The sequence below is a fragment of the Streptomyces coacervatus genome, from assembly GCF_029223485.1.
Taxonomy (GTDB): domain Bacteria; phylum Actinomycetota; class Actinomycetes; order Streptomycetales; family Streptomycetaceae; genus Streptomyces; species Streptomyces coacervatus.
The window spans coordinates 1-15,130 of the sequence record NZ_JARHTP010000032.1 but is presented as its reverse complement, the minus strand read 5'-3'; the positions used below and the strand labels follow the sequence as shown (position 1 = coordinate 15,130).

At 68.7% G+C, this 15,130-nt stretch carries 13 protein-coding genes; 10 read left to right on the top strand and 3 right to left on the bottom strand.

Annotated features, from left to right (window positions below):
* The first annotated feature begins 433 nt into the window (after positions 1-433).
* Both nrdR and P2Q00_RS47285 read left to right on the top strand, forming a co-directional pair.
* Entirely contained in the window at positions 434-994 is a 561-nt protein-coding gene (nrdR, locus tag P2Q00_RS47290; protein WP_275781107.1) for a transcriptional regulator NrdR, read from the top strand.
* Positions 995-1,158: 164 nt separating this feature from the next.
* A complete protein-coding gene (locus P2Q00_RS47285) occupies positions 1,159-4,053 on the top strand; it encodes a vitamin B12-dependent ribonucleotide reductase (protein ID WP_275781106.1) in 2,895 nt (964 codons plus the stop codon).
* A 93-nt stretch (positions 4,054-4,146) separates the two neighbouring features.
* Here the strand turns inward: P2Q00_RS47285 and P2Q00_RS47280 are convergent, their stop codons facing one another.
* Positions 4,147-4,680 carry a TerD family protein gene (locus P2Q00_RS47280; protein ID WP_275781105.1) on the bottom strand — a complete coding sequence of 178 codons (534 nt, stop codon included), beginning with the start codon at positions 4,678-4,680 and terminating at the stop codon, positions 4,147-4,149.
* Between the two features lie 159 nt (positions 4,681-4,839).
* On the opposite strand from P2Q00_RS47280, the gene P2Q00_RS47275 reads away from it, so the two are divergent.
* From P2Q00_RS47275 to P2Q00_RS47265, 3 genes are all read left to right on the top strand, one after another.
* On the top strand, positions 4,840-5,445 hold the full coding sequence (locus P2Q00_RS47275) for a YdbC family protein (RefSeq protein ID WP_275781104.1): 606 nt from the start codon (positions 4,840-4,842) through the stop codon (positions 5,443-5,445).
* A 119-nt stretch (positions 5,446-5,564) separates the two neighbouring features.
* Positions 5,565-6,224: a histidine phosphatase family protein gene (locus tag P2Q00_RS47270; protein WP_275781102.1), complete on the top strand. Its 660-nt coding sequence runs from the start codon at positions 5,565-5,567 to the stop codon at positions 6,222-6,224.
* Between the two features lie 12 nt (positions 6,225-6,236).
* The gene (locus tag P2Q00_RS47265) at positions 6,237-7,154 is read left to right on the top strand and encodes an ADP-ribosylglycohydrolase family protein (protein WP_275781101.1); all 918 of its coding nucleotides are present in this window, start codon (positions 6,237-6,239) and stop codon (positions 7,152-7,154) included.
* A gap of 323 nt (positions 7,155-7,477) precedes the next feature.
* On the opposite strand, the gene P2Q00_RS47260 is transcribed toward P2Q00_RS47265, so the two are convergent.
* Entirely contained in the window at positions 7,478-9,025 is a 1,548-nt protein-coding gene (locus tag P2Q00_RS47260; protein WP_275781100.1) for an MFS transporter, read from the bottom strand.
* Between the two features lie 185 nt (positions 9,026-9,210).
* Here P2Q00_RS47260 and P2Q00_RS47255 point away from each other — a divergent pair, with 185 nt between their 5' ends.
* The 3 genes from P2Q00_RS47255 (at position 9,211) to P2Q00_RS47245 (ending at position 11,315) form a co-directional block, all read left to right on the top strand.
* The gene (locus P2Q00_RS47255; RefSeq protein WP_275781157.1) at positions 9,211-9,834 is read left to right on the top strand and encodes a TetR/AcrR family transcriptional regulator; all 624 of its coding nucleotides are present in this window, start codon (positions 9,211-9,213) and stop codon (positions 9,832-9,834) included.
* Positions 9,835-9,915: 81 nt separating this feature from the next.
* Positions 9,916-10,617, top strand: coding sequence for a ribonuclease HII (rnhB, locus tag P2Q00_RS47250; RefSeq protein WP_275781099.1), 702 nt, complete (start codon positions 9,916-9,918; stop codon positions 10,615-10,617).
* Between the two features lie 68 nt (positions 10,618-10,685).
* Positions 10,686-11,315: a hypothetical protein gene (locus tag P2Q00_RS47245; RefSeq protein ID WP_275781098.1), complete on the top strand. Its 630-nt coding sequence runs from the start codon at positions 10,686-10,688 to the stop codon at positions 11,313-11,315.
* Between the two features lie 196 nt (positions 11,316-11,511).
* Here P2Q00_RS47245 and P2Q00_RS47240 read toward each other — a convergent pair whose 3' ends face one another.
* Positions 11,512-12,147 carry a hypothetical protein gene (locus P2Q00_RS47240; RefSeq protein WP_275781097.1) on the bottom strand — a complete coding sequence of 212 codons (636 nt, stop codon included), beginning with the start codon at positions 12,145-12,147 and terminating at the stop codon, positions 11,512-11,514.
* 445 nt (positions 12,148-12,592) lie between these two features.
* Between P2Q00_RS47240 and P2Q00_RS47235 the strand changes: the two genes are divergently transcribed.
* Positions 12,593-14,752: a RecQ family ATP-dependent DNA helicase gene (locus tag P2Q00_RS47235; RefSeq protein ID WP_275781096.1), complete on the top strand. Its 2,160-nt coding sequence runs from the start codon at positions 12,593-12,595 to the stop codon at positions 14,750-14,752.
* A 133-nt stretch (positions 14,753-14,885) separates the two neighbouring features.
* Entirely contained in the window at positions 14,886-15,104 is a 219-nt protein-coding gene (locus tag P2Q00_RS47230; RefSeq protein ID WP_275781095.1) for a hypothetical protein, read from the top strand.
* Positions 15,105-15,130: the final 26 nt, after the last annotated feature.

Here is a 15,130-nt window from a genome sequence, read left to right as displayed (position 1 = left end):
CACCTGGCGGACAAAAGGGCTCATTGTTGTACTCTTCACCGCCGGGGTGCTGACCTCGTGGGCTACTGCCCCAGTCTGCCATCCGGCATTCCGTCAACCGGGAACCAGTCCCCATCTCTGCGGGAGCCCCACGTCGCCTCCCTGCGGCGCCCACGGTATCTCCGCATGTGCCGCAACGGTACGGCTGTGCACCTCCGGATCCGGTGCGGCGCCGCGGTCGCGTGGCACATGCCAATACGGGCGCGACACGCGCGTATGGCGTGCATGCATGGGCCAATCCCCACATCTAGTGGTTGGATTGCGGCAGCAGCCCAGAAGTTGTGGTCCCCCGGGTCTTCAGGCTCTCGGCGATCGCCTATGCTTGGGGCTGCTTCGAGGGGCCCATGAGGTCCAGCGAGGCTATTGAGTCTGCTGTGAGGAGGGTTGGGAGTCCATGCACTGCCCCTTCTGCAGGCACCCCGACAGCCGTGTCGTCGACAGTCGTACGACCGACGACGGTACGTCGATCCGCAGGCGCCGCCAGTGTCCGGACTGCTCCCGTCGTTTCACGACTGTGGAGACGTGCTCGCTCATGGTGGTCAAGCGGTCCGGAGTCACCGAGCCTTTCAGCCGTACCAAGGTCATCAATGGTGTGCGCAAGGCATGCCAGGGACGGCCTGTCACCGAGGACGCACTCGCCCAGCTCGGCCAGCGGGTCGAGGAGGCGGTGCGGGCCACGGGAAGTGCCGAACTGACCACCCACGACGTGGGGCTGGCCATACTCGGCCCGTTGCAGGAGCTCGACCTCGTCGCGTATCTGCGATTTGCCTCCGTCTACCGGGCGTTCGACTCGCTCGAGGACTTCGAGGCCGCGATCGCGGAACTCAGGGAGGAGATGCGACCCGTCGCCGCGGACAACGACGACCGTGAGGACGCTGTCGCGGGGGGCCAGGAAGAAGACTGCGGGCCCGGAGGGACTGCTCAGGTCCCCGAGCCCGCCCACGCCGCCGACTGATCGGCGGGCCGGAAACCGGGCGGAGGCGCTGATTCCGGCCGGATGGCGGCGATCGAAGACCTGTTGCGGGCGGCAGCGCGAGATGCCCGCAACACCAGACACAACACCGTGCCACGGGAACATCGGGGCACTTCAGGGCGTTTTAGCCCGTACAGGGAGGCGGCATGACAGAGACGGCGAGCGGTCCGGCACGGAGTTCCCGCGCCAAGGGCACCAAGGCGACCAAGGGACTGCGTATCGAGCGCATCCACACCACCCCCGGCGTGCACCCGTACGACGAGGTGGCCTGGGAGCGCCGTGACGTCGTCATGACCAACTGGCGCGACGGCTCGGTCAACTTCGAGCAGCGCGGCGTCGAGTTCCCCGACTTCTGGTCGGTGAACGCGGTCAACATCGTCACCAGCAAGTACTTCCGTGGTGCCGTGGGCACCCCGCAGCGCGAGGTGAGCCTGAAGCAGCTCATCGACCGCATCGTGAAGACGTACCGGAAGGCCGGCGAGGACTACAAGTACTTCGCCTCGCCCGCCGACGCGGAGATCTTCGAGCACGAGCTGGCGTACGCCCTCCTGCACCAGATCTTCAGCTTCAACAGCCCCGTGTGGTTCAACGTGGGCACCCCGCAGCCCCAGCAGGTCTCCGCCTGCTTCATCCTGGCCGTCGACGACTCCATGGAGTCCATCCTCGACTGGTACAAGGAAGAGGGCATGATCTTCAAGGGCGGCTCCGGCGCCGGCCTCAACCTCTCCCGCATCCGCTCCTCCAAGGAGCTGCTGTCCTCCGGCGGCAACGCCTCCGGCCCGGTCTCCTTCATGCGCGGCGCCGACGCGTCCGCCGGCACCATCAAGTCCGGTGGCGCCACCCGCCGCGCGGCGAAGATGGTCATCCTCGACGTCGACCACCCCGACATCGAGGACTTCATCGAGACCAAGGTGAAGGAGGAGGAGAAGATCCGCGCCCTGCGCGACGCGGGCTTCGACATGGACCTGGGCGGCGACGACATCACGTCCGTCCAGTACCAGAACGCCAACAACTCGGTCCGGGTGAACGACACGTTCATGAAGGCCGTCGAGTCGGGCGGCAAGTTCGGCCTGACGTCCCGCATGACCGGCGAGGTCATCGAAGAGGTCGACGCCAAGGTCCTGTTCCGCAAGATGGCCGAGGCCGCCTGGGCCTGTGCCGACCCGGGCATCCAGTACGACGACACCATCAACCACTGGCACACCTGCCCGGAGTCCGGCCGTATCAACGGCTCGAACCCCTGCAGCGAGTACATGCACCTGGACAACACGTCCTGCAACCTCGCCTCGCTGAACCTCATGAAGTTCCTGAAGGACGACGGCAAGGGCCACCAGTCCTTCGAGGTCGAGCGCTTCGCCAAGGTCGTCGAGCTCGTCATCACCGCGATGGACATCTCCATCTGCTTCGCGGACTTCCCGACGCAGAAGATCGGTGAGAACACGCGCGCGTTCCGCCAGCTCGGCATCGGCTACGCCAACCTCGGCGCCCTGCTGATGGCGACCGGCCACGCCTACGACTCCAACGGCGGCCGTGCCCTCGCCGGTGCCATCACCTCCCTCATGACGGGCACGTCGTACAAGCGTTCCGCCGAACTCGCCGCGGTCGTCGGCCCGTACGACGGCTACGCCCGCAACGCCCAGCCGCACCTGCGCGTCATGAAGCAGCACTCCGACGAGAACACCAAGGCCGTCCGCGTGGACGACCTGGACACGCCGATCTGGGCCGCCGCCACGGAGGCCTGGCAGGACGTGCAGCGGCTCGGTGAGAAGAACGGTTTCCGTAACTCCCAGGCGTCCGTCATCGCCCCGACCGGCACCATCGGTCTCGCGATGTCCTGCGACACCACCGGCCTCGAGCCCGACCTCGCCCTGGTCAAGTTCAAGAAGTTGGTCGGCGGCGGCTCGATGCAGATCGTCAACGGCACGGTCCCGCAGGCCCTGCGCCGCCTGGGTTACCAGGAGGAGCAGATCGAGGCGATCGTCGCCCACATCGGCGAGAACGGCAATGTCGTCGACGCCCCGGGCCTCAAGCACGAGCACTACGAGGTCTTCGACTGCGCCATGGGCGAGCGCTCCATCTCCGCGATGGGCCACGTTCGCATGATGGCCGCGATCCAGCCGTGGATCTCCGGCGCCCTGTCCAAGACGGTCAACATGCCGGAGTCGGCCACCGTCGAGGAGGTCGAGGAGATCTACTTCGAGGCCTGGAAGCTGGGCGTCAAGGCCCTCGCGATCTACCGCGACAACTGCAAGGTCGGCCAGCCGCTCTCCGCCAAGACCAAGGAGAAGGAGAAGGCTGAGGTCACGGAGAAGGCCGAGGCGACCATCCGCGAGACGGTCGAGAAGATCGTCGAGTACCGCCCGGTCCGCAAGCGCCTCCCCAAGGGCCGTCCCGGCATCACGACGTCCTTCACCGTCGGGGGCGCCGAGGGCTACATGACCGCCAACTCCTACCCGGACGACGGTCTCGGCGAGGTCTTCCTGAAGATGTCCAAGCAGGGCTCCACCCTCGCGGGCATGATGGACGCCTTCTCGATCGCCGTCTCGGTCGGTCTGCAGTACGGCGTGCCGCTGGAGACGTACGTCTCGAAGTTCACCAACATGCGCTTCGAGCCGGCCGGCATGACGGACGATCCGGACGTGCGGATGGCGCAGTCGATCGTCGACTACATCTTCCGTCGCCTGGCGCTGGACTTCCTGCCGTTCGAGACGCGTTCCGCGCTCGGCATCCACTCCGCCGAGGAGCGTCAGCGGCATCTGGAGACCGGTTCGTACGAGCCTTCCGAGGACGAGGTGGACGTCGAGGGCCTGGCCCAGTCGGCGCCGCGCGCCCAGGAGCTGAAGGCCGTCGCCACGCCGCGTGCCGAGGTCGAGGCGGCCAAGCCCGCCCCGAAGCAGGCCCACACCAGCGCCGAGTTGGTCGAGATGCAGCTGGGCATCCAGGCCGACGCCCCGCTGTGCTTCTCCTGCGGTACGAAGATGCAGCGGGCGGGTTCCTGCTACATCTGCGAGGGTTGCGGCTCGACCAGCGGCTGCAGCTGACCCGGGCCGGGGCACGCCCCGCCTGACGGACAGTCCCTGAAGAGGAGGGGCGCCGACCATGTGTCGGCGCCCCTCCTCGCCGTATGACGTCCGTCAGGGCTGGTGCGCCCGGCCCATCGTCCTGGTGAACGTCGCCGGGTCGTCCTCGAAGCCCCGGATGCCGGGTTGGAAGTTCCAACTGCCTGATGTGTCGCGTACGAACTCCCCGACCGTCGCAGCCGTGGCCCCGAGGACGCTGCCGAAGTCCTCCTCGGTCAGCACGGTGTAACCCTCGCGGATCCGCAGGCCGGGACCGAGCACCCCGACGAAGGTCCGGTGCGCCGAGCGCTGCTGGATGACGACACCGACCACCACGCGCGCGTACCGGTCATCCAGCCGGTCGAGCTCCAGGGTCATGACCTCGTCCCAGCCGAAGCCCTTGCCGTCCTTGCTGTCCCGGTTGAGGTAGATGGTGCCGTCGGGGGAGCGGCTGTCGAAGTGCACCACATAGGCGGGCTCGCCGTACGGATCGCCCGCCAGGTAGGTGGCAGCGACGATGTCCAGATCGGTGGGCGGCTGCCCTGTCGGACTCGGGTCCCATTTCAGTGCGACTTCGGCCTTGCGGATCCCTTTGTTGAGGCCGTTCACCAGAGTTCCCCTTCCCCGTTCCCCGTGCGCTCCCGCCGCCCCGAACTGCCGGACGGACAAGGCCGGTTGTCCATCCTGCCACGCGCGCGCGTACGTGTGCGGCAGAGCTGTCCGCCGGACCGTGACCGGCGCCACGCTCCGTGGCCTTACCATGGCGCGGTGCTGGTCAAGTGGATTCGCTGCACCGTGGTGGACCGCCGCGGCTTCGAGCGGGGGCAGCGAAAGTGGGCGGGGCTTCTGGGGGAGCCGGGGTTTCGGGGACAAGGCGGTGGCTGGAGCCGGGGACGGACAGGAGTGGCCCACATCTTTGCCTTCTGGGAAAGTCGTGCCTTCTACGACTCCTTCATGGCCCGTTCCCATGATCGGCTGGCTGCGGCCCAGGCGGGCACATTCAAGGATGCCCAGGTCAAGCTCTTCGACTACCGCTTCGACGTGAAGACCGGCTTTGAACCGCGTTTCACGGACGCGGACCTGGTGCGGGTCGCCCTCTGCCGAGTCCATGAGGAACGGGCCGAGCACTTCGCGCTGATGCAGGAGAAGGTCTGGAACCCGGCCATGGCCGGTTCTCCCGGCATGATCCGGGGCCTGTTCGGCGAGGCGCCGGGACATGAGTTCCTGGTGCTGTCCATGTGGCGGTCGGCCGCCGAACACGGCAAGTACCGCACGGAGCGCGTGGAGCGGCTCGCCCTGCGGGCCCAGACGGAAGCGGACGTCGCGGCCCTTACGGGCGACATCGTCGAGCTGGAGCCGACCTGGACGGTTTGAGGACCGGACGCGTTAATCGTGCGCCCTGGCGTGGCCAGTGGTGCAGGAAGTGTGTGACCTACGCCGTATGGAGCCCGTACGAGTGCTCGATCAGCCGTCACCCGATCTAGGGTTTCGGCATGGCACGACCACGGCGCATCGTCCTTGTCCGGCACGGAGAGTCAACGGGCAATGTTGATGACACCGTTTACGAACGCGAGCCCGACCACGCGCTGGCGCTGACCGAGCGGGGCTGGCAGCAGGCCGAGGAGACCGGCAAACGGCTGCGCGAGGTCTTCGGCCGCGAGCGCGTCAGCGTGTACGTGTCCCCGTACCGTCGCACGCACGAGACCCTGCGCGCCTTCCATCTCGACCCTGAGCTCATACGGGTGCGTGAGGAGCCCCGGCTGCGCGAACAGGACTGGGGAAACTGGCAGGACCGCGACGACGTACGCCTCCAGAAGGCCTATCGGGATGCGTACGGCCACTTCTTCTACCGCTTCGCCCAGGGGGAGTCCGGCGCCGACGTGTACGACCGGGTCGGCGGTTTCCTGGAGAGCCTGTACCGCAGCTTCGAGGCCCCCGACCACCCGTCCAATGTGTTGCTGGTGACCCATGGCCTGGCCATGCGGCTGTTCTGTATGCGCTGGTTCCACTGGACGGTTGCGGAATTCGAGTCACTGTCCAATCCGGGGAACGCGGAGATGCGGATGCTCGTTCTCGGGGACGACGGCCGGTACGCGCTTGATCGGCCTTTCGAACGCTGGCGAGATCCGGAACCGTACGGGATCACCGGATAGAGTGGCAGAGCGATGACCCCTGATTCCTCTTTTGACGGGCGCCTGGACCGCGCCCTGGCCAGTCTGCGTGGACTGGCGGTGGGGGATGCGCTGGGCTCGCAGTTCTTCGTGCCGGTGAACTATCCGCGGCTGAAGCGCCGCGAGCTGCCGCCGGGCCCTTGGCAGTGGACCGACGACACGGAGATGGCCTGCTCCGTGGTCGCGGTGCTGGCCGCCCACCACCGCATCGACCAGGACGCCCTGGCGCACTCCTTCGCCCACCACCATGACTTCGACCGGGGTTACGGTCCCGCGGTCAATCGTCTGCTCCGGTTGGTTCGAGAGGGCGGGGACTGGCGTGAGCTGGCCGCAGAGCTCTTCAACGGACAGGGATCCTGGGGCAACGGAGCGGCCATGCGGATCGCTCCGCTGGGCGCCTGGTACGCGGACGACCCGGAACAGGCGACCCACCAGGCCGAGATCTCCGCGTACCCCACGCACCAACACCGCGAGGCCGTCGTCGGCTCCATGGCGGTCGCGGCGGCCTCCGCGCTGGTCGCCGCCCCCGGCGGCCCGCCCAGCCCGGAGGCGCTCCTCGACGGAGTCGTCGCACTCGTCCCGAAGAGCGCCGTCGGCGCGGGGCTACGGCGCGCCCGGGACATGCTCGACTACGCCGACGCGGGCACTGTCGCGGCCGTACTGGGCTGCGGACGGCGTACGTCCGCCCATGACACCGTGCCCTTCGCGCTCTGGTCGGCCGCGCGAGCCCTCGGTGACTTCGAGCAGGGGTTCTGGACGACCGCCCAGGTCGGCGGTGACGTGGACACGACCTGCGCCATCGTGGGCGGTGTGCTCGCCGCCGGGAAGGCGGGGATGCCGCCGGCCGAGTGGGTGGGGCTGACCGAGGCGCTGCCGGACTGGGTACCGAATGTCCGGACGGCGTCGGCCTGACCTCTGGTCTGTCCCGTGGAGCTTGTCCGGCGGGAATCCGCTGGAAACTCTCTGTGTCCATCGGGAACTCTGCGTGACCGCGCGTCCGTTGTGGTGACAACAGCCGTGTGGCGCACGAGTCGGTGTGCGCACCTGATGCGCGAGAGGGCCTGGGGGTGGTCATGCAGCTCGTGGTCGTGCAGTTCGTCGTCGTGCCGGCAGTGATCTCGGTCCTGACGTTGCTGTGCCCTGCAGTGCGTGTGCGGATGGCCGGACCGACGTCCTCGCCGTCGGTCCCCCGGACTCGGTCCGGCCATCCGCGGCTCCATGCGGGCGCGGCAGGGTCAGCCGGCCGTCGCCCCCGCCGTGCCGGCGAGTGCTTCCAGATCGCTCTTGCGGACCCGGATCACGAACCAGGCAGTGCCGAGGGCGAGTACAGCCATGGCCGCGGCTGCCACGAAGCCCATCGAAATGCCCTGCGCGAGCACCTCGTGCCCCCACGTGCCGGGCAGCTGGTGCGTCTTGGCGAACTGCGCCTTCTGTTCCGCCGAACCATTGGCGAGGAACTTCGGCAGCTGCTTCTGCGCCTCGTCCTTGCTGGCCGACCCGAACACCGTCGTGAGGATGGACAGGCCGAGCGAACCGCCCACCTGCTGCGTGGCATTGAGCAGTCCGGAGGCCGCACCCGCCTCGTGCTGGGCGACACCGGAGACCGCTGTGACCGTCAGGGTCACAAAGTTCAGGCCCATGCCGAAGCCGAAAACCAGCATCGGGCCGAGCACTCCGCCGGCGTAGGAACTGCCGGAGCCGATGAGGGTCTGCCAGGCCAGTCCGATCACCGCGAGAGCCGAGCCGGTGAGCATGAACGGCCTGGGCCCGAGCACGGGCAGGAACCGCTGGGACAGACCCGCGCCGAGAGCGATCACGACCGTCACCGGCAGGAAGGCGAGGCCGGCCCGGATCGGGCTGTACCCCAGCACGTTCTGCACGAAGAGCACGATGTAGAAGAACATGCCGAACATCGCCGCGGCCAGGGTCAGCATGATCACGTACGTACCCGAGCGGTTGCGGTCGGCGAACATCCGCAGTGGAGTGATCGGCTCCTTGGCCCGGGACTCGATGAGCGCGAAGGCCGCCAGCAGGACCACGGCGGCGCCGAAGGAGCTGATGGCCAGGCTGTCCCGCCAGCCGTCGTCCGCAGCGCGGATGAAGCCGTAGACGAGGGATGCCATGCCCGCCGTCGAGGTCACGGCCCCCGCGATGTCGAAGCGGCCGGTGTGTCGTTCGGACTCGCTGATGTAGAGCGGCGCCAACAGGGTGATCGCGATGCCGATCGGCAGGTTGACGAAGAGCACCCAGCGCCAGTTGAGCCACTCGGTGAGCATGCCGCCGGCGAGCAGGCCGATCGCGCCGCCGCCCGCGGAGACCGCGGCGAAGACGCCGAACGCCCGGTTGCGCTCGGGGCCTTCGGGGAACGTCGTGGTGATAAGCGCCAGCGCGGTGGGCGACGCAATTGCGCCACCCATGCCCTGCAGGACGCGTGCGGCCAGCAACTGCCATGGTTCCTGGGCCAGTCCGCCGAGCATCGAGGCGACGGTGAACAGCACGATGCCGGTCATGAAGACCCGGCGGCGGCCGAGGATGTCACCGGCCCGGCCGCCCAGAAGCAGCAGGCCGCCGAAGGTGAGTGTGTAGGCGCTGACGACCCAGGTGAGGTCGGTGGTGCTGAACTTCAGAGCGTCTTGAATGTGCGGGAGCGCGATGTTCACAATCGTCGTGTCGAGTACCACCATGAGTTGGCAGGCCGCGATGACTGCGAGCGCGATGCCGGGATGTCCGTCCCGGCGAGCCGCACCTGGCTTCTGTTCCTTGATCAACTGAGAGGTTGTCACTATGGGTCCCCCACAAGTGCGTTAGTGAACGCTCGCGTTCACTGTCGCGACAACCGTAGTGAGTCCCCGATAGTGAACGCAAGCGTTCACTTAAATTGGTGTCGCGTGGCGAATCCCCCGTTGCTGCCACGTGGTGCCCCCCACCCCCGAAATCCCCGCTCCCCTTGCTCGCTGGAGACACTCAGATGGTTACTTCGCGCTGGACGGCCGCCCCCGCTCAGGCGGCCTCCCTCCGTCGGCGCGGCGCCGTGCTCGAACGCGCGATCCTCGATGCCGCCCTGGAACAGCTCAGTACGGTCGGCTGGAACGGCCTCACCATGGAGGGCGTCGCCGCCGGTGCCCAGACCGGCAAGGCCGCGGTCTACCGACGCTGGCCGTCCAAGGAGGATCTCGTCGCCGATGCGCTGCAGGCCGGACTGCCGCGCATAGAGGAGGCGCCCGACCTGGGCAACGTGCGCGAGGATCTGCTCGCGCTGTGCCGGCAGGCGCGTGAGGCGATGTTCTCGCGCCCCGGTTTCGCGGTCCGCGCCGTGATTCACGAATGCGACCCGATCCAGGCGGAGCGCTTCCATGGCGTGATCTTCGACGGGATCGTGGAGCCCACCGTCAAGCTGCTCCGTGAGGTCGTCACCCGTGGAATCGAGCGGAATGAGGTGCGGCCCGACGCGGCGAACAGCTATGTCTTCGACGCCATCCCGGCCATGATGATGTACCGCTCCAAAATGCGCGGAAGCGAATGGGAGGATCGTGATCTCGAGGAAATGATCGACCTGTTGATGGTTCCGCTGCTGCGGCCGAGCGGCGGCTGAGTGCAGGGCACGGCCGTGGAGACGTGGTTGGGGGATCCGGGGTGTCGCCGGATGATCCGCGGGGCGTAGGCTGAAGGCGCCATGCCGTACGAACCACCTACTCACACCGTCGAGCGCTCCCTTCGCGCCACGACCGGAGCGAAGATCATTGCCGGTGTCGACGAGGTGGGGCGCGGCGCTTGGGCCGGCCCCGTCACCGTCTGCGCGGCGGTCACCGGACTGCGCAGGCCCCCTGAGGGCCTCACCGACTCCAAGCTGCTCAGCGTCAAACGACGCACGGTTCTTGCCGTGGAACTGCAGAAGTGGGTGACCTCGTACGCCCTGGGGCACGCCTCTCCGGAGGAGATCGACGATCTGGGCATGACCGCCGCACTTCGCTTGGCGGCGGTCCGTGCTCTGGAAGCTCTGCCGGTCCGGCCCGATGCAGTGATCCTCGACGGGAAGCACGACTACCTCGGCGCTCCCTGGCAGGTCCGTACGGTGATCAAGGGTGACCGGTCGTGCGTGGCGGTAGCCGCGGCCTCGGTGATCGCCAAGGTTCAGCGCGACAAAATGATGGCCGAACTGGCTGTCGACCATGCAGACTTCGGTTTTGCGGACAACGCCGGGTATCCGTCGCCCGTGCACAAGGCCGCACTGGCGGAGCGGGGCCCCACCCCGTACCACCGGTTGTCGTGGGCGTATCTTGATGCGCTGCCCCAGTGGCGGCATCTCAAGAAGGTCCGCAGCTGCGCGGACGGAAGCGTTCCGGAGATCGAGGGGCAGCTCGGCTTCGATTTCTGACGATTCCGCTCGCACTCATGTGCCACCCGCTGACGCGAGCCGCACCAATGTTTGATAAAAATCAGCTCATGCCTCTCATTCCCGAGGAGCCTCAGATTCACGAGAGTGCCCAGGGTCCCCGCGCCACCCCGGCCAGTGGCCGCACCGCGCCGACCCCTCGTCCCGTACCCGGTCCCCGCCCCGCGGCTCCGCCGCGTCCCGGTCGTCCTGGTCCGCACCGACCCACGCCGCCTGTGCAACGCACGTCGCATGACGTGGCTGCGGCCAAGCCCGGACCCTCGGTCCCGGCCGCTCCCGTCGCTGCTGCGGCCACCCCGCAGATCCAGCTGATCCCGGCTTCGGCGGACGGCGCGCTCGACGCCGCCGAGGAAGCCGTGGATCTCCTTCTGGACTCGGGGCGTGCCCCCGGCGACGTGCTGGTGATCACCACCGGCGAACAGCACCCGTGGGCCGCCCACGAGCTGTCCTTCGGTGAAGCCTCCTACTGGGCGCAGCACGACGCGGGCGACGACGTCTTCTACACGGACGCCTCTGTCGTCGGCCGTGCGGCCTCGCGTCCCGTGGTCGTGGTTGCCGTCAACGGCGGTCCCGACGCCGCCGCCACCGCGTTGCCGCTGGCCCTCACCAGGGCCGGGGCCCTGCTGATCGTCTGTGGCGACCCGCAGCAGATCAACTCGGTGCTGGGCGCGGGCGTCTGAGTCTGTTCCGGTACGTCCACGGGGACGCCGGAGCGACGAGGACGCCGCTGTGGCGGCATCGGCACGGCGGGCGATTCGGCATGCGCAGACAACACCGGGATGCCCGGTGTGCGAGCGCTTCCGTCCGGTCCTGTGAGGTGTGACGGAGCCGTGCCGACGGGCGGAGCGTGCCGACTGGCGTGGCCCGTCGGTGTGCTCAGCGGGCCGCCGCGCGGCGCAGGACCTCCGAGGCGGCACCGCCGGTGCGTGGCAGCGGAGGCGGTGCCTCGGACAGTCCGAAGGGCTCCGGTGACGAGTCCGCGTTGGGTCGGCGCCCGCCGCGGCCCTCGCCCAGCACCTGCCAGCCGTCCCGGGTCAGCGTGATGTACGCCCCGCAGCGCAGGCCGTGCAATGTGCACGCGTCACGCAGGCCCCACATCCATGCGCCGTCCTCCTCGGTCCAACGCGCGTCGCCCTCACGGCAGTAGAGCAGTACCGCGGTGCGGACCGGTGTGCGGCGCCGCAGGTCGTGCGGGATGACCCGGCGCAGCTGAGCAAGGAGCGTGTTGCGGAACATCCAGCCGTCGGCCGGAGCCGGGCGGCGGGTGAACGAGGCGCTCGCACACAGGCGTTCGTCCGGGTCGAGTACGGCCACGATCGCGGTCGCAGGCCTGGGGCGATGCCGGGAATGGAGTCCGCTGACGACCTCACGGGGATTGCGCAGCAGGGGGATTCCGGCGGCGGCCCACTCCGCGGGTTCGAGCATACGGGCGAGAGGGTTGGCGGATGCGGCGGACAGGTCGGCAGACGTCGACGTGGATGCCGCCGAGGACGGAGCGAATCCGAAGGTCACAGTCCTCCCTTCGGCTACGCGCCCACACTGCGGGCGGGGTCTTGTTCAGGGGAGCGCACGCCGCAGCAGAGCCCTACCGGACCACGGACGAGCCGTGCGGGGAGCGGACTTCAATTCTTGCTGCCGAACTTGGATGCGGCAACGAGCAATTGGGGCCACTGACCGAAAGATGGCGGTATGCCGTTCATATCCCTACCCAGTGCGTCGCGTTGCGACGCATGGGGCGACCGTTCACCCCAAGTTCGTACACCGTTGGGGCGGGGGTGGTCCAGAGTGGGGTTGTCGAACGGGCTCAACGACCGTCCCGAAGTGGCCTGTTCGGCGACCGCGCCCTCGCCGTCCGTCGGGTGCTGCAGGAACCGTGCCGAGCCGTGACCGGTCCGCGGGTGGCTGGTCACGCTGGGTGAGTTCGCCCGTTGTCAGTGGCATCAGGTTGCATGGAGGCATGGACGATCTGGAGCTGCGCACTGAAGCCGACGCGATCCTCGCCGAGCTGGTCGGTGACCCGGGCGGTTCGGCACGCCTGCGGGAGGACCAGTGGCAGGCGGTGGCGGCCTTGGTGAGAGAGCGCCGGCGTGCACTGGTGGTGCAGCGCACCGGCTGGGGCAAGTCGGCGGTGTACTTCGTCGCCACCGCTCTGCTGCGCCGACGTGGATCGGGGCCGACGGTGATCGTCTCGCCGCTGCTGGCGCTGATGCGCAACCAGGTCGAGTCGGCGGCGCGGGCCGGTATCCGGGCGCACACCATCAACTCGGCCAATCCGGAGGAGTGGGACACCATCTATGCGGAGGTGGAGCGCGGCGAGACCGATGTTCTCCTGGTGAGTCCGGAACGTCTCAACTCGGTTGATTTCCGAGAGCAGTTGCTGCCCAAGCTCGCGGCCACGACCGGTCTGCTGGTGGTCGACGAGGCGCACTGCATCTCCGACTGGGGCCATGACTTCCGCCCGGACTACCGGCGGCTGCGTGCCATGCTCGCCGAGCTCGCTCCCGGCGTGCCGGTGCTGGCCACCACGGCGACCGCGAATGCACGGGTGACGGCGGATGTCGCCGAGCAGTTGGGTACGGGTGCCGGCGAGGCCCTGGTGCTGCGTGGCCCGCTGGACCGGGAGAGCCTGAGGCTGGGTGTGGTCCGGCTGCCGGATGCCGCGCACCGGCTGGCATGGCTGGCCGAGCACCTGGACGAGCTGCCAGGCTCGGGGATCATCTACACGCTGACGGTTGCCGCGGCCGAGGAGGCCACCGCCTACCTGCGCCAGCGGGGCTTCCCAGTGGCCTCGTACACGGGGCGCACCGAGAACGCCGACCGGCTGCAGGCCGAGGAGGACCTGCTGGCGAACCGGGTCAAGGCGCTGGTGGCGACGTCGGCGCTGGGCATGGGCTTCGACAAACCGGATCTGGGTTTTGTGCTCCATCTTGGTTCGCCGTCCTCGCCGATCGCCTACTACCAGCAGGTGGGCCGGGCCGGGCGCGGTGTCGAGCACGCTGATGTGCTGTTGCTGCCGGGCAAGGAGGACGAGGCGATCTGGCGCTATTTCGCCGATACGGCCTTCCCGCCCGAGGCGCAGGTGCGGCAGACTCTCGCGGCCCTGGCCGACGCGGGTCGCCCGCTGTCCGTGCCCGCCCTGGAGGCGGCGGTGGAGCTCCGGCGCAGCCGACTGGAGACGATGTTGAAGGTGCTGGATGTCGACGGCGCGGTGAAGCGGGTCAAGGGCGGCTGGGAGAGCACCGGGCAGCCATGGGCGTACGACGCCGAGCGGTACGCGTGGGTGGCGCGGCAGCGGGCCGCCGAGCAGCAGGCCATGCGCGATTACGTGAGCACCTCCCAGTGCCGGATGGAGTTCCTGCGGCGGCAGCTGGACGACGAGGGGGCGACCCCGTGCGGCCGGTGCGACAACTGCGCGGGCGCATGGGCCGATTCCTCGGTTTCGGAGCAGACGCTGACGGCGGCGGTCAAGGAGCTGGACCGCCCTGGAGTGGAGGTTGAGCCGCGCCGCATGTGGCCGACCGGGATGCCCGCACTGGGCATCGAGCTGAAGGGGCGTATCCCGGCCAAGGAGCAGTGCTCCACCGGGCGGGCCCTGGGGCGGCTCTCGGACATCGGCTGGGGAAACCGGCTGCGCCCGCTACTGGCGGAGAACGCGCCCGACGGGCCGGTCCCCGACGATGTCCTGCAGGCCGCGGTGGCGGTCCTCGCCGACTGGGCGCGCTCTCCGGGCGGCTGGGCGTCAACGGGGCCCGACGCCGTGGCCCGGCCGGTGGGGGTTGTCGCTGTGCCGTCGCTGGCCCGACCGCAGCTTGTCGGCTCTCTCGCCGACGGAATCGCGACCGTCGGCCGGCTTCCCTTCCTCGGCACTTTGACCTACACCGGGCCGAGCGGAGCGCACGCGGTACGGCGTAGCAACTCTGCGCAGCGGCTCCGCGCGCTGTCCGGCGCCTTCACGGTCTCCGAAGATCTTGCCGGCGCCTTGGCACGCTCTCCGGGACCCGTCCTGCTCGTGGACGACTACACGGACTCGGGCTGGACTCTCGCAGTCGCGGCCCGACTGCTCTGCCGGGCAGGCAGTGAACGCGTTCTTCCTCTTGTCCTCGCGGCTGCAGGCTGAGCTTCCGTGGCCCGAGTAGGTCGGTGGCCCAAGTAGGCCATGGACGGTTTGACCTGCCGGAATCCTCTTTTGCGGGTGCCGGGGGGCAGGACAGTCTCTCTCTCGTCGGAACACTCCGGAACGAGGGGGAAAGATGATGACGGTCCGCAGGACGTTTCTGAGCGCGGTCACGGCCGGTTTCCTGGTCATGGCGGGGGTGGGCGCGGCGTCGGGCGCGGCCCTGGCGGCGGGTTCCCCGGCAGCCGCCGCCTCCACCGTCAGGTCCGCGTCTACGTCGGTGTCGGCGTCGGGGCTGGTGTCCGGGGTCGTCGATACGACGGATGATTCGGGCTGGCAGGCGGCTGGTTCCTGACGTCGGGGACGGGGAGCCAGGGTGAG

Bases quoted from the DNA above. Each gene is read 5' to 3' on its own strand.
- P2Q00_RS47230 (WP_275781095.1), top strand. From the start codon at position 14,886: ATGATGACGGTCCGCAGGACGTTTCTGAGCGCGGTCACGGCCGGTTTC.
- P2Q00_RS47255 (WP_275781157.1), top strand. From the start codon at position 9,211: ATGGTTACTTCGCGCTGGACGGCCGCCCCCGCTCAGGCGGCCTCCCTC.
- P2Q00_RS47245 (WP_275781098.1), top strand. From the start codon at position 10,686: ATGCCTCTCATTCCCGAGGAGCCTCAGATTCACGAGAGTGCCCAGGGT.
- rnhB (WP_275781099.1), top strand. From the start codon at position 9,916: ATGCCGTACGAACCACCTACTCACACCGTCGAGCGCTCCCTTCGCGCC.
- P2Q00_RS47270 (WP_275781102.1), top strand. From the start codon at position 5,565: ATGGCACGACCACGGCGCATCGTCCTTGTCCGGCACGGAGAGTCAACG.
- P2Q00_RS47285 (WP_275781106.1), top strand. From the start codon at position 1,159: ATGACAGAGACGGCGAGCGGTCCGGCACGGAGTTCCCGCGCCAAGGGC.
- nrdR (WP_275781107.1), top strand. From the start codon at position 434: ATGCACTGCCCCTTCTGCAGGCACCCCGACAGCCGTGTCGTCGACAGT.
- P2Q00_RS47265 (WP_275781101.1), top strand. From the start codon at position 6,237: ATGACCCCTGATTCCTCTTTTGACGGGCGCCTGGACCGCGCCCTGGCC.
- P2Q00_RS47235 (WP_275781096.1), top strand. From the start codon at position 12,593: ATGGACGATCTGGAGCTGCGCACTGAAGCCGACGCGATCCTCGCCGAG.